General features: G+C 66.1%; 20 protein-coding genes. 7 read left to right on the plus strand and 13 right to left on the minus strand.

The features are described from left to right. Positions 1-79 precede the first annotated feature (79 nt). A complete protein-coding gene (gene fen / locus NJQ44_RS07490) occupies positions 80-1060 on the plus strand; it encodes a flap endonuclease-1 (protein ID WP_254274060.1) in 981 nt (326 codons plus the stop codon). Between the two features lie 98 nt (positions 1061-1158). On the opposite strand, the gene NJQ44_RS07495 is transcribed toward fen, so the two are convergent. The 3 genes from NJQ44_RS07495 to NJQ44_RS07505 are packed head-to-tail and all read right to left on the minus strand — an operon-like array spanning position 1159 to position 4313. Next, positions 1159-2301 (minus strand): ABC transporter ATP-binding protein, encoded by a 1143-nt coding sequence (locus NJQ44_RS07495; RefSeq protein ID WP_254274061.1) that lies wholly within the window; start codon positions 2299-2301, stop codon positions 1159-1161. A gap of 12 nt (positions 2302-2313) precedes the next feature. Continuing rightward, a complete protein-coding gene (locus tag NJQ44_RS07500; RefSeq protein WP_254274062.1) occupies positions 2314-3246 on the minus strand; it encodes a carbohydrate ABC transporter permease in 933 nt (310 codons plus the stop codon). Continuing rightward, positions 3243-4313, minus strand: a complete 1071-nt coding sequence (locus NJQ44_RS07505) for a carbohydrate ABC transporter permease (RefSeq protein ID WP_254274063.1) — start codon at positions 4311-4313, stop codon at positions 3243-3245. Before NJQ44_RS07505 ends, NJQ44_RS07500 begins: the two co-directional genes overlap by 4 nt. Positions 4314-5105: 792 nt before the next feature. Between NJQ44_RS07505 and NJQ44_RS07510 the strand changes: the two genes are divergently transcribed. Further along, on the plus strand, positions 5106-6512 hold the full coding sequence (locus NJQ44_RS07510) for a class II fumarate hydratase (RefSeq protein ID WP_254274064.1): 1407 nt from the start codon (positions 5106-5108) through the stop codon (positions 6510-6512). A gap of 32 nt (positions 6513-6544) precedes the next feature. On the opposite strand, the gene NJQ44_RS07515 is transcribed toward NJQ44_RS07510, so the two are convergent. After that, a complete protein-coding gene (locus tag NJQ44_RS07515) occupies positions 6545-7342 on the minus strand; it encodes a hypothetical protein (RefSeq protein ID WP_254274065.1) in 798 nt (265 codons plus the stop codon). Positions 7343-7425: 83 nt separating this feature from the next. Between NJQ44_RS07515 and gatE the strand changes: the two genes are divergently transcribed. Then, positions 7426-9300, plus strand: a complete 1875-nt coding sequence (gene gatE / locus NJQ44_RS07520) for a Glu-tRNA(Gln) amidotransferase subunit GatE (RefSeq protein WP_254274066.1) — start codon at positions 7426-7428, stop codon at positions 9298-9300. Positions 9301-9362: 62 nt separating this feature from the next. Further along, on the plus strand, positions 9363-10826 hold the full coding sequence (locus tag NJQ44_RS07525; protein WP_254274067.1) for a DUF7504 family protein: 1464 nt from the start codon (positions 9363-9365) through the stop codon (positions 10824-10826). A gap of 3 nt (positions 10827-10829) precedes the next feature. Here NJQ44_RS07525 and NJQ44_RS07530 read toward each other — a convergent pair whose 3' ends face one another. From NJQ44_RS07530 to NJQ44_RS07545, 4 genes are all read right to left on the minus strand, one after another. Next, entirely contained in the window at positions 10830-11561 is a 732-nt protein-coding gene (locus tag NJQ44_RS07530) for an RNA methyltransferase (RefSeq protein ID WP_254274068.1), read from the minus strand. Then, positions 11558-12082, minus strand: a complete 525-nt coding sequence (locus NJQ44_RS07535) for a DUF8114 family protein (RefSeq protein ID WP_254274069.1) — start codon at positions 12080-12082, stop codon at positions 11558-11560. The genes NJQ44_RS07530 and NJQ44_RS07535 overlap by 4 nt, the downstream gene beginning before the upstream one ends. 46 nt (positions 12083-12128) lie before the next feature. Next, a complete protein-coding gene (locus NJQ44_RS07540; RefSeq protein ID WP_254274070.1) occupies positions 12129-12701 on the minus strand; it encodes a TQO small subunit DoxD in 573 nt (190 codons plus the stop codon). Between the two features lie 121 nt (positions 12702-12822). After that, positions 12823-14286, minus strand: a complete 1464-nt coding sequence (locus tag NJQ44_RS07545; protein ID WP_254274071.1) for an alpha,alpha-trehalose-phosphate synthase (UDP-forming) — start codon at positions 14284-14286, stop codon at positions 12823-12825. Positions 14287-14499: 213 nt separating this feature from the next. Between NJQ44_RS07545 and NJQ44_RS07550 the strand changes: the two genes are divergently transcribed. Continuing rightward, a complete protein-coding gene (locus NJQ44_RS07550; RefSeq protein ID WP_254274072.1) occupies positions 14500-15195 on the plus strand; it encodes a 6-hydroxymethylpterin diphosphokinase MptE-like protein in 696 nt (231 codons plus the stop codon). 27 nt (positions 15196-15222) lie between these two features. Here the strand turns inward: NJQ44_RS07550 and NJQ44_RS07555 are convergent, their stop codons facing one another. Beyond that, entirely contained in the window at positions 15223-16221 is a 999-nt protein-coding gene (locus tag NJQ44_RS07555) for a TIGR04024 family LLM class F420-dependent oxidoreductase (protein ID WP_254274073.1), read from the minus strand. Positions 16222-16365: 144 nt separating this feature from the next. On the opposite strand from NJQ44_RS07555, the gene NJQ44_RS07560 reads away from it, so the two are divergent. After that, on the plus strand, positions 16366-17046 hold the full coding sequence (locus NJQ44_RS07560; RefSeq protein ID WP_254274074.1) for a haloacid dehalogenase type II: 681 nt from the start codon (positions 16366-16368) through the stop codon (positions 17044-17046). On the opposite strand, the gene NJQ44_RS07565 is transcribed toward NJQ44_RS07560, so the two are convergent. Genes NJQ44_RS07565 through NJQ44_RS07580 form a run of 4 tightly spaced genes read right to left on the minus strand, consistent with a single transcriptional unit; the run spans position 17043 to position 20951 of the window. Further along, on the minus strand, positions 17043-18068 hold the full coding sequence (locus tag NJQ44_RS07565; RefSeq protein WP_254274075.1) for a M48 family metallopeptidase: 1026 nt from the start codon (positions 18066-18068) through the stop codon (positions 17043-17045). The genes NJQ44_RS07560 and NJQ44_RS07565 overlap by 4 nt on opposite strands. A gap of 49 nt (positions 18069-18117) precedes the next feature. Further along, positions 18118-19224 carry a glycosyltransferase family protein gene (locus NJQ44_RS07570; protein WP_254274076.1) on the minus strand — a complete coding sequence of 369 codons (1107 nt, stop codon included), beginning with the start codon at positions 19222-19224 and terminating at the stop codon, positions 18118-18120. Beyond that, the gene (gene folP, locus NJQ44_RS07575) at positions 19224-20402 is read right to left on the minus strand and encodes a dihydropteroate synthase (protein ID WP_254274077.1); all 1179 of its coding nucleotides are present in this window, start codon (positions 20400-20402) and stop codon (positions 19224-19226) included. Before folP ends, NJQ44_RS07570 begins: the two co-directional genes overlap by 1 nt. A gap of 48 nt (positions 20403-20450) precedes the next feature. Beyond that, positions 20451-20951 carry a dihydrofolate reductase gene (locus tag NJQ44_RS07580; RefSeq protein WP_254274078.1) on the minus strand — a complete coding sequence of 167 codons (501 nt, stop codon included), beginning with the start codon at positions 20949-20951 and terminating at the stop codon, positions 20451-20453. A gap of 100 nt (positions 20952-21051) precedes the next feature. On the opposite strand from NJQ44_RS07580, the gene NJQ44_RS07585 reads away from it, so the two are divergent. Then, positions 21052-22065 carry a phosphotransferase family protein gene (locus tag NJQ44_RS07585; RefSeq protein WP_254274079.1) on the plus strand — a complete coding sequence of 338 codons (1014 nt, stop codon included), beginning with the start codon at positions 21052-21054 and terminating at the stop codon, positions 22063-22065. Positions 22066-22116 lie beyond the last annotated feature (51 nt).

Here is a 22116-nt window from a genome sequence, read left to right on the forward strand (position 1 = left end):
CTGACACGTTCGGGTGGCACGCAGTTGAATCTTGCTCGTCCCGGGAGATTCAAACCGCTGTCCGCCCAACGCCGGGGTAATGGGAAACGCAGACCTCCGGTCGCTGGCCGCCATCGAGGACGTGACCTTCGAGGAGTTAGAGGGGAGCGTCGTCGCCGTCGACGCCCACAACTGGCTCTATCGCTATCTGACCACGACAGTCAAGTTCACGAGCGACGCGAAGTACACGACGGCCGACGGTGACGAGGTGGCGAACCTCATCGGCGTCGTACAGGGCCTCCCGAAGTTCTTCGAACACGACCTGACACCGGTGTTCGTCTTCGACGGCGCGGTCACTGAGTTGAAAGACGACGAGGTGGCGAAGCGCCGCGAACAGCGCGAACGCTACGAGGAGCAACTCGAAGAAGCCCGCGAGGCCGGTGACGCCACCCGCGTGGCGAAACTCGACTCCCGCACCCAGCGACTCACCAGCACCATCGTCGAGACGACCCGAGAACTGCTCTCGCTTCTCGACGTGCCCGTGGTCGACGCTCCGGCGGAGGGCGAAGGCCAAGCGTCCTACATGGCCCGACAGGGCGACGTGGACTACGTCGGGACGGAAGACTACGACGCGCTCCTGTTCGGTGCGCCCTACACGCTCCGTCAACTCACCTCCAGCGGCGACCCCGAACTGATGGACTTCCAGGCGACGCTGGACAAACACGACCTGACGTGGGAGCAACTCGTCGACGCGGCCATCCTTATGGGGACGGACTTCAACGAGGGTATCTCCGGTATCGGACCGAAGACGGCGGTCAAGGAGATTGCCGAACACGGCGACCTCTACACCGTTCTGGAAGCCCGGGACGAGCATATCGAACACGCGGACCGCATCCGCAATCTGTTCTTAGACCCCGCGGTGACCGACGAGTACGCCGTTCCGGCCGACATTGACCCCGACGTGGAGGCCGCCCGGCGGTTCGTCACCGAGGAGTGGGAAGTCGACGCCGACGAAGTGGCGCGCGGGTTCGAGCGCATCAGCGAGTCGCTCGTCCAGACCGGCCTCGACCGCTGGACCTGAGCGGGCAGACGCCGAACCGACCGCTACCGACCGCTACCGACTGTCGAGTGGCGGTGAAAAAACACGTGTGAGAAAATCGTCGCGAGATGTGACGCCGTTCAGACGACCGATTCGACTTTCTCGACGGAGCCGAGTTCGCGGTTGCGGACCGCTTCACCGGTGGCGGCGTCGAAGAGGTGGATTGCTTCCTCGGGGAATGCCACGGTGACGTGTTGGCCCCCGTCGATGTTGCGCATCCCGTCGACGGTGGCGATGAACTGCGTGCCGTCGGTCCCCTCGAACTGCATGTGGACGGTGTTCTCGTTGCCACGGGGTTCGACCACGTCGACGACCCCTTGGTAGGTGTGTGTGCCCGACCCGTCCGCGACGACTTCGATGTCCTCCGGGCGGATGCCCAGGGTGAGGTCGGTCCGGTCGCCGAGTTCGCGAGCCACGCGGTCCGAGAGGTCGTACTCGAAGTCGTCGGCGACGAGCGTCGACCCCTGCCGGTCCACGTCGAAGAAGTTCATCGATGGTTCGCCGATGAAGCCCGCGACGAAGACGTTGTTCGGTTCGTGGTAGCACTCCAGCGGCGTCGCGGCCTGCTGGAGTTTCCCGTCGTTGAGGATGGCGATGCGGTCGGACATCGTCATCGCCTCGGTCTGGTCGTGCGTGACGTACACCGTCGTCACGTCGAGGTCCTCCTGCAGATGCTGGAGTTCCGTCCGCATGTCTGCGCGGAGTTTGGCGTCGAGGTTCGCCAGTGGCTCGTCCATCAGGAACACCTCGGGGTCGCGGACGATAGCCCGACCCAGCGCCACTCGCTGTTGTTGCCCACCGGAGAGTTCGCCGGGTTTGCGGTCGATGAGGTCGTCGATACCGAGCAGGTCGGCCGCCTCGTCGACCCGTGTCTGAATCTCGTCGTCGGACATGTTCGTCGACTGCTCCAGCCCGAACGCCATGTTCCCGCGGATGCTCATGTGCGGGTACAGCGCGTACGACTGGAACACCATCGCCACGTTCCGTCGGGCGGGCGGTTGGTCGTTGATGATCTCGTTTCCGAGGCGAATCTCGCCCCGCGTGATGTCTTCGAGTCCGGCGATCATCCGGAGCGTGGTCGACTTGCCACAGCCAGACGGGCCGACGACACAGAGGAACTCGCCATCCTCGATGTCGACAGACACCTCGTCGACGGCGACGATTTCGCCCTCGTCGTCGTCGTGGAAGATTTTCGTTACGTCGTCGAGTGTGAGTTGTGCCATGTTTGAGCCTCCTTAGGTTTCCCCTGCGACACCCTTCGCGAACTGTTCGCCGAAGAAGATGTACACGAGCAGGGTCGGGAGTGCTGCGACGATGGCACCGGCCATCGTGGTGTTGAACGACTGGACGACGCCGCCGGTCAGCGCGGCGAGGCGCTGGGTCGCCACCTGCGAGGCGGGGTCGTTGACCAGCACCAGCGCGAACAGCAGGTCGTTGTACACCTGCGTGAACTGGTAGATGAGCGTCACCGCGAACATCGGTAGCGACAGCGGCAGGATGATGTTCTTGTAGATGCTGAACGCCGTCGCGCCGTCGAGACGTGCGGCTTCGATCATCTCGTCGGAGATGCTCTGGTAGTACGACCGGAACAGGAGCGTACAGATGGGGATGCCGTAGGCGGCGTGAGTCACCGATAGCTGGAGCAACTGGAGGTAGCCGTTACGGCTGGGGTACGTCCAGTTGCCGCCGGTGATGAAGCCGAAGACGGTGTTGACGAACCCGTTGAGCAGGTCCGGCAGAATCTGGTACCAGAACTGTGCCAGCGGGACCAGCACGGCCTGATACGGGATGAAGATGCCAGCGATGATGAACACGACGACGCCGACCTGTCCGCGCCAACTGAGCGTGGTCAGGCCGTAGGCGGTGAGGCTCCCCAGCAGTGCCGAGAGGAGGGTCGCCGGAATCGCCATGAACATCGAGTTGATGAGGCCGGGCCGCAGCGTGTTCCACGCCGTCATCAGCGCCTCGAGCGTGAAGCCGTCGGCGTTCGGCGGTGCGAACGGCACCGTCCGGATGAACGCGTCCTGTGTCTTGAACATCGTCATCACGGCCGTCTCCACCGGGAAGAGGTAGAAGACGAGACCGAACAGGAGGACGGCGTACAGGCCGATGCGGCTCGTTTCCATCTCCCGCAGTTTCGCTATGGGGTCGCGGCTTTCGGTACTCATAGTTCACCTCGTCGGTATTCGCTGTAGAGATACGGTCCGATGACCAGCAGGGCGAGCAGGAACAGCACGATAGCGATGGCCGACCCGTAGGCCCACTGGAGGCTGTCGAACGCCACGCGGTACATCATCGTCGCCAGAATGTCCATGTTCGCACCCGGCTGGGAGCCGCGGAGCGAGTAGATGAAGTCGAACGCCTTCAGCGCGAACACCATCAGCACGACGGACGCGGAGACGGCCGACGCCCGCAGTTGTGGGATGATGACGCGCATGTACATCCGCACCGTCGACGCGCCGTCGACGCGTGCGGCCTCGTAGTGTTCGGTCGGAATCGCGCGGAGTCCGGCGAGGAACACGACCATCGCGTAGCCGCTGAACTGCCAGATGAGCGCGAAGATGACCGCCGCCAGCGCCGTCGTGTTCCAGGATAGCCATTGGACCACGTCGGCGTTGACCGCCGCCGGTTTCAGTAGCGTGATAACGAGTCCTTCGAGGTTGAATACGCGGAGCAGTTGATTGAACACGCCGCTTCTGGCGTTGTACACCCACGACCACATCGTCGCCGTGACGACGAACGAGAGGGCCATCGGGAGCAGATATATCGTTCGAAACGTGTTCTCGAACCGGATGTTCTGGTCGATGAGGATGGCGACCAATAGCCCGAGCGCGAGGCAGAAGATGGTGAACACCACCAGCAACACGAGGGTGTTCTGTGTCGCCTGCCAGAACGCGCCGTCGCTCGCCATCTGTGCGTACATGCTGAAGTCGAGCGAACTGTAGTCCGGTTCGCCGAGGCCCTGGAAGTCCGTCAGCGAGAGGACGGCGTTCCAGAGAATCGCCCCGTAAACAAAAAAGCCCGCGAGCAGCACTGGCGGGAGCCAGAACGGGGACGATTCGAGGAGTTCCCATTCGACCGGCAACGAGTTTCGGAGGGTGTCTCGTCGTCGGTTCCCCACCGCCGTCTCGGTCCCACCGTCAGTCGCGACTGGTTGTTCGTCCGATGCGTCTCTCCGTACCGCCGACCGGAGTGTGTCCCCGGCAGTTTTCAGTCTCTTGAGTATCTCGCGCATGGTTGTGTCAGTCGTACGCGCAGGTGAGTTCGTACATCAGGTCGACGGTCGGCATCGGTCCCCGGAATCGTCTGGTGCCCGGGTCGAACGGTCGACGCGCGGTCGGCCGTCGCGTCCGGGACGAAACCGACTGGCTCAGGGACGGCTGACGGGTCCGCGTATCGTCGACCCGTCGTCGTGTCCCCTGTATCGTTCACCCACCAGTGAACGTGCCAGTCGCCCGTCGAGTCCGCTGATGTACCACTGTCACCCGTCGCCGCTCCGGCGTGCCCGCGGCAGGTCACTCCGTCGGGAGCGACATCCTGTCCACGCGTGCCAAATGCACGGATTCGTGACAGGTTTGGGACGGGGTCGTCAGTCATGGTCGTCACCGTGGAGTCGAACTCATCCTAAGTGGTTAGACGTTACACTTAATGCTTCCGAATATTCATGCATGTCAGCGAGTCGTTCAGACGCCGAATTTCAACGTCTTCAGCGTTCTATCGTTAATATTCGTTATTTAGAAATATTGTCATGTGTGTTTTGTTACCATGGCGTGGCATATACTCGGAACTCCGAATTTAGAACGTATCTCCTCGAATATCCCTCGAAGGAATGGCCGATTTTATCGCGAACCACTTCGCCGAGCTAATCGGCCACGAAGGCCCTCTGACCACAACCTCAGTTTCGACTGGAACTCTGACCAAATTAGTTGAATGAATACTTCGTACTTTCATCGTCCCAAGATGAGTCACTCGTTCGCTCGGCCGGTACCGGTGGGTTTTACGCGCGGGCGTTCGACCCCCCGTACGTATGAGCGACGAGTTCAGAACCGAGCGGGACAGCCTCGGAGAGATGGAGGTTCCGGCCGACGCCTACTGGGGCGCGCAGACACAACGCGCGATTCAGAACTTCCCCATCAGCGAGGTCACTTTCGGCCGGCGGTTCGTCCGGGCCCTCGGCATCGTGAAGAAGGCGGCGGCGCAGGCCAACCGCGACCTCGGAACGGTTCCCGAGGACAAGGCTGACTGCATCGTCGAGGCCGCAGACGAGGTTATCGCGGGCGAGCACGACGACCAGTTCCCGGTCGACGTGTTCCAGACGGGGTCGGGCACCTCCTCGAACATGAACGCCAACGAGGTCATCTCGAACCGCGCCACCGAACTGTACGGCGGCGAAATCGGGACCCGCGAGATTCACCCGAACGACCACGTCAACTTCGGCCAGTCTTCGAACGACGTCATCCCGACGGCGATGCACGTCGCGTCGCTGGAGGCCGTCGAGAAGGACGTTCTTCCGGCGCTGAAGTCCCTCCGAGACGCCCTCGAAGCCAAAGAAGACGAGTTCGAGAACGTCGTCAAGACGGGTCGGACCCACCTGCAGGACGCGACGCCCATCATGCTCGGACAGGAGTTCTCGGGCTACCGCACGCAGGTGGAGAAGGGTATCTCCCGCGTGCAGGACACGCAGGGCCGCCTCTCTGAACTCGCTCTCGGCGGAACGGCGGTCGGTACGGGCCTCAACACCCATCCCGAGTTCCCCGCGAAGGCGGCCGAGTACATCAGCGAGGCGTCCGGCGTCGAGTTCCGTGAGGCGGACAACCATTTCGAGGCCCAGGCCGCCCACGACGCCATGTCCGAGGCCCACGGTGCGCTTCGCACCGTCGCCGGGTCGCTGAACAAAATCGCCAACGACCTCCGACTGCTCGCCTCCGGTCCGCGCAACGGCCTCGGCGAAATCGACCAACCGGAGAACCAGCCCGGGTCCTCCATTATGCCCGGCAAAATCAACCCCGTCGTCGCCGAAGCCGTCAATCAGATCCACAAGCAGGTCGTCGGCAACGACGCCGCCGTCGCCGCTGGTGCGGCCGAGGGCCAGATCGACCTCAACCTCTACAAGCCGATACTCGCCTCGAACTTCCTCCAGTCGGCCCGCCTCATCGCCAACGGGAGCGAGGTGTTCGCCGAGAAGTTCGTCGCCAAACTCGAAGCCGACGAAGAACACTGCGCCGAACGCGTCGAACAGAGCATGGCGCTCGCGACGGCGCTCAACCCCGCCATCGGCTACGACAAGGCCAGCAAGGTCGCGAAGAAGGCCCTCGCCGAGGGCAAGACGGTCCGCGAAGTCGTCCTCGAAGAGGGGTATCTGGACGAGGACGAAGTCGACGAGGTGCTGGACCCGGCGAAGATGACCGAGCGCGGCATTCTCGGAGAGGACTAGCGAAGCCCCTTCAAACGCGGCATTCCGATTTCTCACACCCCGGTCGCGTCTTCGGCGGCCGGTAGCCAGTCCGGCGGGTCGACGCGCGTCTCGTCGAGGCCGGTGTACCAGAACTCGTAGCGCACTACGCGCGAGCCAACGGTGTAGGCCACCTCGAAGCGGTGGACGACGCCGTCGGTGCCGACCAGCATGTCGAATCGGTACTCCTTGGCGGGGACGCCACTCGGGGGTCGACCGCCGACGCCCCGAATGCGGTAGTACCGCTCGCCGTCGCGGCGGACCCACCCGTTAGCGGTCCAGTTGGCGTCGGCGTACTGCTCGACGTAGAACGCGGATTCGTAGGCGAACTGGTCGCTGGTAAAGCGAATCGTACCGGCCGTGTACCGAACGTCGCCGTCCTCGCTCTGTCGCTCGTACCAGTGAGTTCCGTCGCCGTACGTCGACTGCGCGTACCGCCGCACGCTTCCGTTTACCAGCATCGTCTGCCGGACGAGTTCGTGGCGGTACGTCGAGACGCCGGTGACCCGGGTCGTCTCGCTCCGGTGGAGGCGTTCACCGTCGGTTCCGGCGGCCTGCCGCTGTGAGTAGAGTTCGTTGAACGTGTAAGAGCGGTTCGCGAGGGCCTGACGGTGGGCAGCCACGAGTCTGTCGGTCTGCTGGAGGCCTGCGTCGGTCACGCCCGCGGGCAACGCTGGGGTTCGGGCCTCCGCGCGTTCCGTCGGGACGGGGGCCGGTGTCACGGGCGTCGCTTCGTTCCCGAAGTCGGCGAAGCCGGTACATCCCGCCGTCGTGAGGAGCAGACCGACGACGGCCACGAGTTGCCAACGCACACCACGGGAGAGGGGCCGAACGCGCAAAAGTGCGGGGGCGGGAAGGGTGCGTTTTTTGGCCCCCGGTCCCGGACACGCTGACAATGACTGCCGCCGACTTCGACTACGAGGACCTCGGCCTCGTGGCCGGGCTGGAGATACACCAGCAACTCGACACGGCCACGAAACTGTTCTGTGACTGTCCGACGCGGATTCGTGAACCGGACGCGTCCGACCGCTCGTTCACTCGGTATCTCCATCCGACCAAGAGCGAACTCGGGGAGATAGACGACGCCGCCCTGGAGGAGAGCATGGTCGACCGCGAGTTCGAGTACCTCGCCTACGACTCGACGTGTCTCGTCGAGGAGGACGACGAACCGCCCCACCGCGTCGACCGCGAGGCGATGGAGACGGCGCTGGAAATCGGCCAACTGATGGACATGAGCGTGGTCGACCAGGTGAACGTGATGCGGAAAATCGTCGTCGACGGGTCGAACACCACCGGGTTCCAGCGCTCGATGCTGGTCGCCAACGACGGCGCTATCGAGACGAGCGAGGGACCGGTCGGCATCGAGGACATGCTGCTCGAAGAGGAGTCCTGCCAGCGCGTCGAGGAGACCGAGTCGGGCGTCCGCTTCTCGCTCGACCGCCTCGGCATCCCCCTGGTCGAAATCGGCACGAAGCCGGACATCCGCTCGCCAGAACAGGCCCGCGAGGCGGCCGAGCGAATCGGGATGCTCCTGCGCTCGACGGGCCACGTCAAGCGCGGCCTCGGGACCATCCGACAGGACGTGAACATCTCCATCGGCGAGGGGGCGCGAATCGAACTGAAAGGCGTCCAGAGCCTCGACGACATCGACGACCTCGTGCGCAACGAGGTCCGCAGACAGGTGGAACTCGTCGACATCGCAGACGAACTCGTCGAGCGAGACGCCGCCGTCGGCGACCCGCAAGACGTGACGGACGTGTTCGCGGAGACGGATTCGGGCGTCATCCGGGGTGCGCTCGACGATGGCGGTAGCGTCCACGCGGTGCGACTCGACGGCTTCGACGGCCTCGTCGGCCGCGAGGTCCAGCCCGACCGCCGCCTCGGCACCGAGTTTTCCGACCACGCCAAGCGCCACGGCGCGGGCGGCATCTTCCACACCGACGAACTCCCGGCCTACGGCGTCACCGAGGCCGAAGTCGCCGCGCTCCGCGAGGCCGTCGACGCCGGACCCGAGGACGCAGTCGCCCTCGTCGCGGACGACCCCGAGACGGCGGAACTGGCAATCGACGCCGTCGCCGAACGCGCGAAGACGGCCCTCGACGGCGTGCCCGAGGAGACTCGTGACGCGCTGGAGGACGGAACGTCGCGGTACCTCCGACCGCTCCCAGGCGCGGCGCGGATGTACCCCGAAACGGACGTGCCGCCGGTCGAACCCGACGTGACGGAAGTCGAGACGCCGGAACTGCTCACGGAGAAGGTCGCTCGCTACGAGTCCGAGTACGGCCTCGATTCCGGCCTCGCCGAACAGGTCGCCTACGGCCAGCGCTGGCCGCTGTTCGAGGCCGTCGTCGCCGAGGGCGTCGACCCGACGCTGGCGGCGGGGACGCTCGAATCGACGCTGACCGAACTCCGTCGTGACGGCGTGGCCGTCGACGCGCTCACCGACGACCACCTCCGCGAGACGCTGGCGCTCGTCGACGGCGGTGAGGTCCCCCGAGAAGGCCTCGAAGACCTGCTCACGGCACTCGCAGCGGACCCGTCGCTGACCGCCGAGGAAGCGGTCGAGCAGGAGGACCTCGGCGGCGTCGAGGAAGACGAGGTCCGCCAGGCCGTCGCCGACGTGGTCGAACGCAACGCCGACCAAGTCGAGGAACAGGGCATGGGCGCGTTCTCGGCCCTGATGGGCGAGTGCATGGGTGCGCTCCGCGGGAAGGCCGACGGCGACACCGTAAGCGACGTGCTCCGCGAGGAGATTCAGAAGCGAGCCTGAAACGTCGGCAGAGGTTCACGATACGGCGGTACATTTCTTACCCCAGTCGCCGTAGGCGCGGTATGTACAACGTTGGGGACTCCCTCCCTGTCGACGGCGTCGCCCCCGGGTCGACACTGCTTGTCGTCGGCCCGCCGATGACCGGGAAGCGGGAACTCGTCACCCGACTGTTGGCGAAGGGCTTCTCGGACGGCGACGGCGTCGCCGTCGTCACGACGGACAGTAGCGCCGCGGACGTGCGGGAGTCGATTGCACAGTACGCCGAGATGCCCCCCGAGGGGCTACCGCTCGGCATCGTCGACTGTCTCGGAGACGCGCACGACAGGACTGAACGACACTCGCTGGACAGTCGAGTCGGGTCACCGGCGGACCTCACGGGAATCGGGATGGAACTGACGAGCCTTCTGGAGGCGCTGTACGAGGGACACAGTAGGACGCTCCGAGTCGGCCTGCTCTCGCTGACGACGATGTCGATGTACGCGCCACCCGAACAGGTCGTTCGGTTCCTCCACGTCGTCTCGAACAGAATCGCGGAGGCGAACGGGGTTGGATTCGTCGTCGCGCACTCGGATACGATGGACGAAGAGCACCTTCAGCGCCTCCGGTCGTTCGTCGACGGGGTCGTCGAAATCCGCGAACGCGAGACGGACGTGCAACTTCGGGTCGTCGGCGTCGACAGCGAACCGACGGCGTGGGTCCCCTACGACCGGGACGGGCGACCCAAGCGAGAACCGGGGGAATCGCCGTCGGCGGCGGCGCTGGACGCCCCGGTCGACGACTCGTTGCGGTCGCTACTCGAATCGGTGCGTGCGGAGTCGCCCACGCTGACCGTCTGCAACTACGACGGGCCGCCCGAGACGCTCTCGGTGCTCGAGCGGTACTTCGACCGTCACGGCATCGCCGTCCGCGAGGCGACGATGGATGTCCCACAACCACGCGGCGTGGCGCTGTTGCACCACGGTGACGACGTACTCGCGAGCGAATCGATTTCCTCGCTCAGCGCCGCCATCGAACTGCAGGACGGCCCGGACGCGTTCGCCGACCGGCAGACCAGCGACCTGTTGACCCACCTCGACCGGTCGGTGTTCGGGGCGGCCGCGGCCGACAGGGCACTCCTCGTCGACGTGAGTCACTCCGTCGAGCAGTTGGCCTACCGAACCGGCGGCGGTCGACTGCACGCGGGGTTCCAGCGACTGTCGAACCTCACCGAGAGTCCGGAGAGCGCCCGAATCTACGAGAAACTGGCCGAGAGCGGCGTCGAGGTCCACCTCTACGGCGTCCCGGACACCGAGGTCACCGTCCCGGGAGTGACCGTCCATCCCGCGGACCCGGACAGCGAAATCGCCGAGTCGTGGTTCGTCGTCTACGACGGGGGCGGCGACCCGGACAATCGGGGGACGCTGCTAGCGGTACAACGCGGCGACGACACGTTCGAGGGATTCTGGTCGTACGACGGCGACATCGAACGCCGGGCCGAAGCGTACCTCGCGGCGACCTACGGCGAGTCCGCGCAGGTCCGTAACTGAGCGCTACTCGTCGTCGGAGTCCAGTCGCGTTATCTTCGTCCGTGCGCTCCGGAAGAGCCCTCTGAGCGTGCTCACTTCGCGTCCGGTGGGGCGGGCGCGGCCCAACACCCGGCGGAACATCCGCCGGGTCTTCTGTCGCTTCTCGTCGGGGTGGTCGACGGCGTCGAGGAACCGCGTGAACTCCTCGTGAAGGCCGTCGACGGCTCGCTGGTCGGCGTGGGGGTGTAGCTCCTCGGGATGCTGGGTGCGCTCGACGGTGACGGTGCGGAGTTCGTACAGAACGATTGTCGCCGCCTGTCCGAGGTTCAGGACGGGGTACTCACCGGCGGCGGGAATCGAGCAGATTTCGTCGAGTCGTGAGAGTTCGTCGTTCGTGAGGCCCACCCGCTCTCGCCCGAACACGATGCACGTGTCGCTGTCCACCTCGCCCAAGGAGTCGGCGAGTTCGCGGGGCGTCTTCGCCGGGAACCGGACGTGGTTGGCGTCGCCCTCGTTCGTGGTCGCGGTGCAGGCAACGGTGTGATAGTTCTCGGTGAGGTGGTCGAAGGAGACTTCGCGGGCGTTCGGGAGGATGTCCTCGCGGGCCTGTCCGGCGAACCCGTAGGCCTCGCCGTCCGGGTCGAGTTCGGGCGGGTCGACTAAAAGCAGTTCCGAGAGGCCGAAGTTCTTCATCGACCGGGCGATAGTCCCGACGTTACCCGGCGTCTCCGCGTCGACGACGGCGACCGAAATCATACGTCGAGGTTGTCCAAGTCGATGTTCATCGCGTCCAGTTCCTCGTCGTCGAGTTCCTGTACCTCTTCCTCGAACGACGGGATGGACTCCGCTCTGTCGGGCGCGTCCTCGAAGGCAGTCGGGTCCTCCTCGACGTGTTCCAGTCCGGCGTAGCCGTCCGGCGCGCGGTTCCCGTCGGCGAACCACTCGTGGAAGGCCGGTTGCAGTTCGAGTTCGCCAGCGTAGCCGTCGCCGCCGTCCTCCCGGAACCAGTAGAGGAAGTCCGATTCGTGGACCGAACACAGCACCACCTCGCCGCCCGGTTCGCCGTAGATGACCTCCGCGACGTTACACTCCTGAATCTCCTCGTCGCCGTGAATCAGCCAACAGGCGTCACACGGGTCGACGACCCGGTCGGCGAGCACGAGGAGACGCTGTCGAACGTCCGGTTCCTGCGACACCAACGGCCGCACGTCGCCGTCCTCGTCCAACACGTCCTCGTCGAACCGCCAGCCTCGCAGTCCGATGTTGACCTTGCCCATGCGCGGGGCTAGTCGGCAACGCGACTAAAAGAGCGCGGTGTGGCGTCTAGCCGAGGAAGTACCGGAGCCACCGGTTGTTCTCGACGAACGAGAGGTCCTCGATGTAGCTGTCCAGACCCAGGATGCGGCCCGCGCCGAACGCGCCCAGTCCGAACAACAGGACGGCGTACACCATGTGGTCGTCGACGACCCAGCCGTGGGCGACCGGGAGGCCAGCCATCAGGCCGCCTTCCAGCGCCGCCAGCCAGTAGAACAGCATCATCACCGCACCCCAGAACGCGGCGAAGCGGACCAGCGCACCGAGGAGCAGGGCGAGACCGGCCAGCGTCAGCCCCAGCATGTTCAGCCAGTCGATGAGGGGGTTGCCGGCCATCGCGGCGAACATCCCGGTGAAGGGGTTGCCCTGCGGGATGGCGTTCGCGAGGAACCCGGCGGCGGTCCAGTTGTTCGACGGGTCGGCGTCGAGGTAGGTGACCACTTTCGTGATACCGCCTTGGAACAGGGTCCATCCCATCACGACCCGCATGAAGAACAGGGAATAGCCGACCCAGTTCTCGGAGTAGTCGAAGTTCACGTCGCGCCCGAGTATCTCTGAGTGGAGTGTTTGTCTGGTACTCATAGTTATTGCTTCGACATGATAGACGAAATATATAGGGGGTAGTTCCCGCCCCGTGAGAAACGTATTACCGATGCTCGGACCCGGTAAGCAGTCGTTACACAGGTCGGTGGCGCTGGCTATCTCACTCGGCCGCGGCGAACTGCCGCTGTACCCACGTTCTGCTGTCGAGGGCGGCGACACTGGCCTGCAGTCGGGCGAGTCTGTCGCGGCGCTCGGCGTCGTCGAGTTCCAGCGCCCGTTCGAGCGTCGACGCGATTTCGGCCACGTCGTGCGGATTGACCATGAGTGCGCCGTCGAGTTGGGTGGCCGCCCCCGCGAGTTCGCTCAGCACGAGCGTTCCAGTATCCTCGACGCAGGCCGCCGGGTACTCGTGGGCGACGAGATTCATCCCGTCGCGGTGCGGCGTCACGAGGGCCACGGCGGCGGCGCGATACAGTCCCACAAGCGTCTCCATGTCGAAGTTCTGTTCGGTGTAAGCGATGGGTTGCCAGTCGTCGGTCCCGTACGTCTCGTTGACGCGATTGACTTCGTCGAGGACGTCCTGCCGGTAGCGGCGGTAGGTCGGGATGCCTTCGCGCGTGCGACTCCCCTTCTGGACGTAGGTGAACGCTCCTCGGAGGTCCGGACGGCGGTCCCAGAGGTGGTCGAGCGCCGCGATTCGCTCGAGAATTCCCTTCGAGTAGTCGAGGCGCTCGACGCCGAGGACGAGTCGAATCGACGGGTGAGCCATGCCGTCGTCGAGGACGCGTCGGCGGACGGCGTCCGTATCGACGGTCTTGGCCAGGCCCTCGACGCCGTCGACGTCGATACCCAGCGGATTCGCGAGGGCGCGCGTCTCGGTCCCCTTGTACGAGACGACGCCGCTGTCTCGGTCGACCGACGCTTCGGGGAGCGTGGCCGCGACACAGCGGAGGAACTGCGCGGCGTACATCTCGGTGTGGAAGCCGACGACGTTACACGCCAGCATCCCGTCGAGCAGTTCCGCGCCGTGGGGGCAGTGTTCGAACACCGACGGCGCGGGCCACGGAATGTGCCAGAAGTGATGCAGGGTCGCGTCGGGACGGGCCGACCGCACCGCTCGGGGAGCCAGGCCGAAGTGGTAGTCCTGAAACCACACGAGTTCGTCGGCGTCGGTGACGCTCCTGACGGCCTCCGCGAACCGGTCGTTGACCGCCCGGTACTGCTCCCAGAACGACGGCGCGGCCCAGATTCGCCCGGTGTCCTCGTGACACAGCGGCCACAGCACTTGGTTCGAGTAGCCGTGGTAGTAGCCTTCGACGGCCGCGTCCGAGAGCGGAACCCGTTTGAGGTTGTAGCCGTCCTCGCCCGGCGGGACGGTGACGACGCCGTCCTCGGCGACGGCCATGTCGGCGTCACCGCTGGCCCACGCGACCCACGTCCCGCCCGTGACCTGCAGTAAGGGGTCGAGCGCGCTCGTCACGCCCCCGGCGGCCGAGGAGACGGTCACGTCTCGCTCTCCGATTTCGCCCTCGACCGGCCCTGTAGTCCACTCGTGGGTGTAGGGTTGTCGATTCGTGACCACGACCAGCGAATCGGGGAGAGCCTCGGTGCTCGGGAGTTCCATCTTCGAGTTGTTGTCGCTTTTCCATCTTGAGCCTGTCGCGTGGCTGGTACGTAACTGGGCAACCGCAATCATGCAGGTGGCAGTAAGAGAAAGCTTATACCGTAGGCGTCAATAAGTTATCTTGACAGCCGAAAGGGCACCCGGGTAGGGGTACACGGACGTGCCACTTCGGCTCAACCCGGTTTATCTGGACGTTATTCGGTAGTCACAGCTATGAACTTCGACACGTGGGAGCCGGTGTACGAGCGCATCCTCGCCGACTTCGGCTACGACCGCGCCGGTGACGAACGGGCGCGGGACGTGCTCGGCGTGATACTCGAATCAACCGCGACCTACGAGCCGCGGGCCCTCGGTATCGAGGGGCAAACCGTCGCCGTCGTCGGGGCCGGACCGTCCGTCGAGGACGAGGCGGACCGGGCGGCCGACGCAGACATCGTCGTGGCGGCCTCGACGGCCGCCGATAGGCTTCGAGCAGTCGGTGTCCGGGTCGACTGCATGGTCACCGACCTCGACAAGAACGCCGAAACGGGGGCCGAACTCACTCGGTCGGGGACGCCCGTACTTGTCCACGCACACGGCGACAACGTCCCGGCCGTCGAGGCGTTCGTCCCGACGTACGACCCGGCGTTCGTCGTGCCGACGACGCAGGCCGCGCCGACCGACGCGGTCCACGATTTCGGGGGATTCACCGACGGCGACCGCGCGGCCTTTTTCGCCGACCACTTCGGCGCCGACGGCCTCGTCTTCGTCGGGTGGGACTTCGACGACCCGAGCGTCGACCCCGAGAAGCGACAGAAACTCCGGTGGGCCGAGCGGTTGCTGTACTGGCTTGAACGGCGACGCGGCGAGCGGTTCGCGATTCTGGACGGCCGTCGGGACGGCATCGACCCGATAGACGGGCCGGACTGAGCGCACCGACCGTCGCGACAGTGAGCGTCAGGGCGCGAGTACGTCGATAGTCGCGTCGATGGCCTCGCGGTCGGCCGCGCGGGGGAACGAAACGTTGATGGCGTCGACGCCGTCGATACCCTCGAACCGGTCGATGTGGTCCAGACACTCCTCGGGCGTGCCCGCGACGGCGATGGCGTCCAGCAGGTCGTCGCCGATAGCTTCGGTGGCGGCGTCTTGCTCGCCGGAGGCCCACTTCTCGGCGACTTCGTAGGCCGTGTCCTCGTACCCCTGCCGGGCCAGCGCGTCCCGGTAGTAGGTACCCATCCCGCCGATGTAGAAGGCGACGTGCTGACGGGTCAACTCGCGTGCCCGCTCTCGGTCTTCGAGGGCACAGCAGGGTAAGGAGAGCGTGACTCGCTGTTCCGAACGGTCGCGGTCACCCAGTTCCGTTCCGCGGGTGAAGTCTTCGAGGCGGTCTTCGAGGCCGTCGGCGGTCAGCAACAGTGCGTGCCACCCGTCGGCGAATCGCCCGGCGAGTTCGACCGACTTCGGGCCGAGACCCCCCGCGTCGACGGGCGGGACCGGGTCCGGCGGGTCACAGCGCAGGCGGAACCCCGACAGTTGGAAGATGTCGCCGTCGTAGTTCACCGTCTCGCCCGAGAGCACCTGCTTGACGACGTCGATAGTCTCACGGGTCCGACGGAGCGGTCGCTCGAAGTCCACGCCGTGCCACCCCTCGATGACGATGGGGCCGGAGGGACCGACGCCGAGGCGGAGTCGCCCGTCCGAGACCTCTTGGAGCGTCGCGGCGGTCTGCCCGACGAGCGCGGGCGACCGCGAGTAGACGTTCATCACGGAGGTCCCGATACCCACGTCGTCGGTGTGTTCGGCGATGCTCGTGAGCGTCGTGACGGCGTCTCGGCCCCACGTCTCGGGCAACCAGACGCGCTCGTAGCCGTGGTCTTCGGCCAGTTGACTCATCCCGACGAGCGTCTCCACCGAGGGTTGGGCGGCGACCGGGAGGTAGACGTCTCTGACCGTCATCCGCGAATCACTCGTGTCGGTTCCGACATGGCCCGGTCTGGGTCCGCGCGTGGCATAAACCCACAGGCGCGTCGGCGCGAGGGCGTTGAAACGCATTTCAACAGCCCGCTCGTTCTTTTCCGTTCGCGGGCCGTAGGTCGACCCATGCCGTTCGACCCAGCGCGGGTGACGACAGTCACCTTCGACTCCTACAGCACCATCGTCGACGTCGAGGCGGCCGAGGAGGCACTCGCGGACCGCGTTCCGGACCCCGAGCCGGTATCGCGGTTGTGGCGCTCTCGCTCGCTCGCCTACACCTTTATCGCCAACGCCGTCGACGCGTACAAGCCCTTCTACGAGATGAACCGCGACGCGTTGCAGTACGCGCTGGACGCCCACGGGGTCGCCCTCTCGACCGACGAACGCGACGAGATTCTGGCCGTCTACCACGAACTCGACGTGTTCGACGACGTGCGCGAGGGGATGAACCGACTCTACGACGCCGGGTACGACCTCTACGTCGTCTCGAACGGGAACCCCGAGATGCTGGCGTCGATGCTCGACCACGCGGGCATCGGAGGCCTCGTCGAAGACACCGTCAGCGCCGACGAGATTCGGACGTTCAAGCCCGACGCCGAGTTGTACCGCCACGCCGCCGCCCGAACGGGGACGCCGATAGACGAGATAGCCCACGTCTCGGCGGCGTACTTCGACGTGTACGGCGCGATGCACGCCGGGATGCAGGGCGTGTGGGTCGACCGCGACGGCGGGCCGTGGGACTCCTTCGCCGGGGAACCGGACCTGACGATTTCGTCGTTCCACGACCTCCGCGAGAAACTGGTCTAATCGCCGGCCGTCCCCTCGGACGCCCGTTCCAACGCTCTGAGGCGTGTTATCCGCTCCTCGGTCGACGGATGTGTCGCTTCCAGGGCGGCGACGAGTTCGCGGTAGCGCTTCCGGGCCGACCAGAATACCGGCGGGCGATTCCGCGAGCGGTCGTAGTCGACGCGGCGTTCGTCGGTCGGCGGGACCACGCCGAAGGCCGCCTCTCCGAGCGCCCGAACGTCGGTCTCGGGGCCGGATTCGGCGTCGCGCAACCGTTCGAGCGCCGTCGCGAGGGCGGCCGGGTCCCCGGTGATAGCAACGGCCCCGCTGTCGGCGTAGCGCTCGCGGGTCCGTGAGAGCCACGCGACGAGCATCGCACTCAGCGCGGCCGCCACGAGTTCGGGGACGGTCCGCTCGTAGTCGGCCTGGCTCCGGGTCGCCTCGTCCAGCAAGAACAGCGGCTTCGATGCCAGCGTCAGCACGGCGGCGTCCCGGTTCTTCAGGTGTGCAATCTCGTGGGCGACCACGGCACGGCGCTCCGCCTCGGTCAGCGTCTCGAGGGCGCGTCGTGAGACGACGAGCGTCGAGTCCGAGGGCCGGAGACCGACGGTCATCGCACCGCCGACGGCCGCGTCGGTCAGCACCACGTCGGGTGGCTGGCAGTCGGCCTGCTGTGCCAATCGCTCGACGGTGCGGACCAGTTCCCGACCGTCGGCTGAGTCGGGCCGCTCCGTGGGCATCCCCGAGAGCACGGTTCCGTCGGCCGACAGCGACGCCCCGAAAACGTTCGAGACGACGACACCGGTCCAGACGACCGTCAGAAGGGTGAACGCGACGGCCCACCACATCGGTGAAATCGTCGGCATCGAGGCCACCGACGAGACGAGCGCGTCGACCGCAATCGCGAGTACCACCAGCGTCGCGGTACTCAGAAAGAGGGCGACGACGAGCACCACGGCGGGAACCACCAACAGCACGGCCACGAACACCGCGAGGACGGCGAGCATTCGGAGATGCACCGAACGCCACGTGGCTGTGTCCATAGCTCGTGGGCGAAGCGGAGTGAAATAAAACCGCCCGTCAGCCCCGTCGTCAGTCGTCCGCCCGGTCGACCGCTGGCTGTGAGGGTCGCGTGACCTCCACGACCGCCGAAGGCGGAAGGTCGGTGTCGGCCCACGCGGGCAATCGTGTGTCGGGTCCGGGGCGTCGGATACCGGAGCGATAGGCGTCCACCTGTTCCCGTTCTGCCGCCGGGTCGTACTCCAGTCCGTTGAACGCCGCGTCCGCGGCGTACTGCTCGACGAGTCGCTCGCCTGCCTTGATGTACGCCGTCGGAAGCGTCTTGTAGTCCGGGTCGACGCCTGCGCCTTCGACGGCCCGGAAGAGGGCTTCGCCGACCTGTTCGGACATCGTCGAGAGGCCGCCGCGGCCGCCGACGGGCTTGTGGTCGTGCTGGTGCAGGCCCAGATCGACCTGTGCCGTGCCGTCGGCGCCGACCACGTCGAACGCCTCGCCGAGCATCCCGATTTCGAGGCCCCACGCCCGCTGAGCGCGGATTCGACGGGCGGCGTCGGCGGTGAACGCGAACTCGCCCGCGAGCGGGTAGCGGAACGACGCGAGGTAGTGGACGAACGGGTGGTGGTGTCGGTCTTCGAGCGCGCGGACCAGCGGCGCGACGAACAGGCGAACGAGGCGGCCGTACAACTGTCGGTCCTCGACGCGGGCGTAGTACCCCTTCACGAAGTCGTGGTCCATCGCGAGCGGTGCGAGCAGTCGCGGGACCGTCGCCGCCGAGTAGGTGGTCGCGTCGGCGTCGTGGACGGCGACGTAGTCGGCCCGCGCCGCGGCGACGCCCAGGCCAAGCCACACGTCTCGCCCTTTGCCAGTTTCCCCCGCAAGGCCGTGGTTCTCCAGCAGGGTGTCGAGTTCCGGGGCGTCACACCACAGGGCCGTCACGGAGAGGTCGTACTCGGCAACCCACTCGCGGAACGCCGCGACCACGTCGGCCGGTGCGCGGAGTGGCACGACAACCTCGGCGGGACCGACGGTAGCGAGGGGGTCGAAGACGTAGTCTGGCGTGACCGCGTCGACCGTCTCACCGGCGATGGGGACGACGACGGCGCTGTCGTCGACCGGCGCGTCTGGCGTCGGGTCGGTCAGGTCGTGCAGCGTCGTGATGCGCTCCTGTGCGTAATCCATTATGTGTCGAGTGCCTCGCGGACGGGGTCGAACTCGGCCGTCTCGGGCAGGTGGTCGGCCAGCGAGTCGAGAGCGTCGCGGCGGCCTCCCAGCAGGAGACTCCCGTCGCCGGGCCGAACGACTGCACCGGCCGTCGCGGCGGCGTCGACGAGTACGTCCACGCTCGCGGGGTCGAGGCCGCTCACTTCGAACACCCGGCCGACGAACGGGCGGCCGTCAGCGCTGTTCGCGCCGATGCGTTCGAGGTGGCGCGCTACGTCGCCGGTCGCCCGTACGTCGAGTTCGCTTACCGCTACGTCGTCTTCGACGCTGGTCCCGCGCTCGGTGAACGCGCCGCCGATGGCCGCGGCGTCGACAGTCTCCGTCACGTCGTGGGTGCGGACGACGTGTGCGCCGCGTTCGATAGCCATCGACGTGGCGGCGAGACTGACCGGTAGCGCGTCCTCCGTCGAGCGGTCGGCGAGGTCACGGAGGAAGTTCTTACGGTTGATGGAGACGAGTATCGGGAGACCGAAGCCGCGGAACTCCCGGAGGCGGCGGAACGTCGCCCGGTCGTCTTCGAGCGTCTTGCGCTCGCTCCACCCGCCGAAGGCCGGGTCGACGATGGTCTTCTCGGTGAAGCCGTTCTGCTTCAGCGCCTCGTACACCTTATCGACGTAGTCGGCTTGCTCGGCCCATTCGGGCGACCGAGTTTCGCCCCAGTCCACGTCGTCGACGGCCCCGGGGCGCGCGAGGTCAGGGGGACTCGCCATCTTCCCGACGGCCACGTCGTACTCCCGGCAGACGTCCGGCATCTCGGGGTCGGCGAAGCCGCAGATGTCGTTGACCATGTCGAACCCGGCGTCGATGGCCGCCTCGGCGACTTCGGCGTAGCGCGTCTCGATGGAGAATATCGCGTCGCCGCTGACAGAGTGGATGGCGTCGACGGCCGTATCGAGGCGGTCGAGTTCCTCCTCGGCCGAGAGCACGTCGAGGCGCTTGTTGGCCGATTCGAGGCCCACGTCGACGATGTCCGCGCCCTCGCCGACGAGTTCCTCGTCGACGTAGGCCGCCGCCTCGCTCGCGTCGTTGTAGACGGACGGTTTGTAGGGGGACTCGCTGCTGACGTTCAACACTCCCATGATTCGCGGTGGCCGGTCGTCACCGATTTCGAGGCCCGCCGCGTCTACCCTTCGCATATCTAGCGCGTAGGACTGGGTACTGTAAGCGTTGGCGGTTGCGGCGGCCTACTCTGTCGTCCCGTCATCGGGTGAAAGCGGGTTCTCGTGGGCGTACTCGACGACTTCGAACTCGTCGTAGGACTCGCGGTCGGTCACCGACCAGTCCGTCCCGAGGTACGGGAAGACGCGACTGGCGACTTTCGTTTCGGGCAGTTCCGAGACGAGCGCGCGGTGGGCGTAGGGGAGGAACATCGCGTACACCGACTGGCCGCCGATAATGTAGCCCGTCGAGTCGCGGGCGGTGACGGCGTCGACGGCGTCGGCCACCGTCGAGACGAACGTCGCGTTCTCTGCGTCGTACTCGTCGGGACTGCCGGTGACGACCACGGGGTGGGTCCCGCGAACGTCGGTCATCCCCGCCCACGTCTTCCGGCCGACGACGACCGGATGCCCGGCGACTCGCTCTTTGTACTGCCGTTCGTCCTCGTCGTAGTGCCACGGAATCGTCTCGCCGTCGCCGATTGCGCCCGTCTTCGCGACACCGGCGATGCACACGAGTTCGACCATGGTGGCGCGTTCGGCCCGCCCTGATAAAGCCGCTGTCCTCGGCGCAGCAGAGGACGCGTGACTGGCAGTTTTATTTACCCCTCTCGCCTAGCCGGTCGTAGTGTCGACGCCGGAACGGGATATCGAGGCAGTCCTCGACGAGTCGGGACCCGACTACAGCGGGTTCACCTACGAGACGCCGGGTGGGGGCCACCAGAGCGACGTGTACATGGTGACGATGGACCACCGCGGCGAGGAGTACGAAGTCGTGGTGAAGTTCAAGCCCGCGGGCAACGTCCCGTTCGACGTCGAACCGAAACTCCACGAGTACGTCGCCAACCGGACCGAAGTGCCCGTTCCTCGCATCCTCGTGTTCAAAGAAGACCCCGGACTGGACGTGCCGCCGTACTTCGTCACCGAACGGGTCCACGGGCGGAACCTCGCCGAGGCCTTCGCCGGACTCTCGCCGGAGATGCGACAGCGCATCCTCCGGCAGGCCGGGGCGATGCTCGGCGACATGCACTCGGAAATCGGGTTCGAGGCGTTCGGCCGGTTGGACCTCCACGACGGCCGCCTCATCGTCCGCGACTGGATGGGGAGTTGGCGGGCGTACTTCGAACAGTTGACGCGCGGACATCTGGACCGACTCGACGCGACGCCCTTCGCCGACGTGGCCGACCGCGCCGAGAACCGCATCGACCCGGCGCTGGACCTCGTTCCGGAAGAGGGCGTCCCACGTCTCGTCCACGACGATTTCCGCCCGGCGAATCTCCTGTTCGACCCCGAAGCGGACGACCCGATAACCGCCGTGCTGGACTGGCAGGACGTGTTGGCGGCGCTGCCGGAGTACAACCTCGCGCAGACGGAATTCCTCTTCATCGACTCCTCGTTCCGCGACCCCGATATCCGCGAGCGACTGCGGACGGCCTTTCACGAGGGATACCGCGCGGGCAGACCGATGGACTTCGACGACGGCTACGCCGAGCGCCGACCGCTGTACCAACTGTCGACGCTCCTCTGGCGGATGGCCGGGTTCGAGGCCGCCTTCGCCGACGCCTCCGGCCTGGCGCAGGCGCGGGCGGAGGCCCAGTACCGTCAGCAGTTCGAGCGACTGCTGGATGCGATTCCGGTCTGAGTCTTCCAAACCGCAGTAATCAGTAGTTTAAACACTCGGTGCGCCGATATG

Origin of the sequence: Haloarcula marina, from assembly GCF_024218775.1 — an archaeon.
GTDB classification, from domain to species: Archaea; Halobacteriota; Halobacteria; order Halobacteriales; family Haloarculaceae; genus Haloarcula; species Haloarcula marina.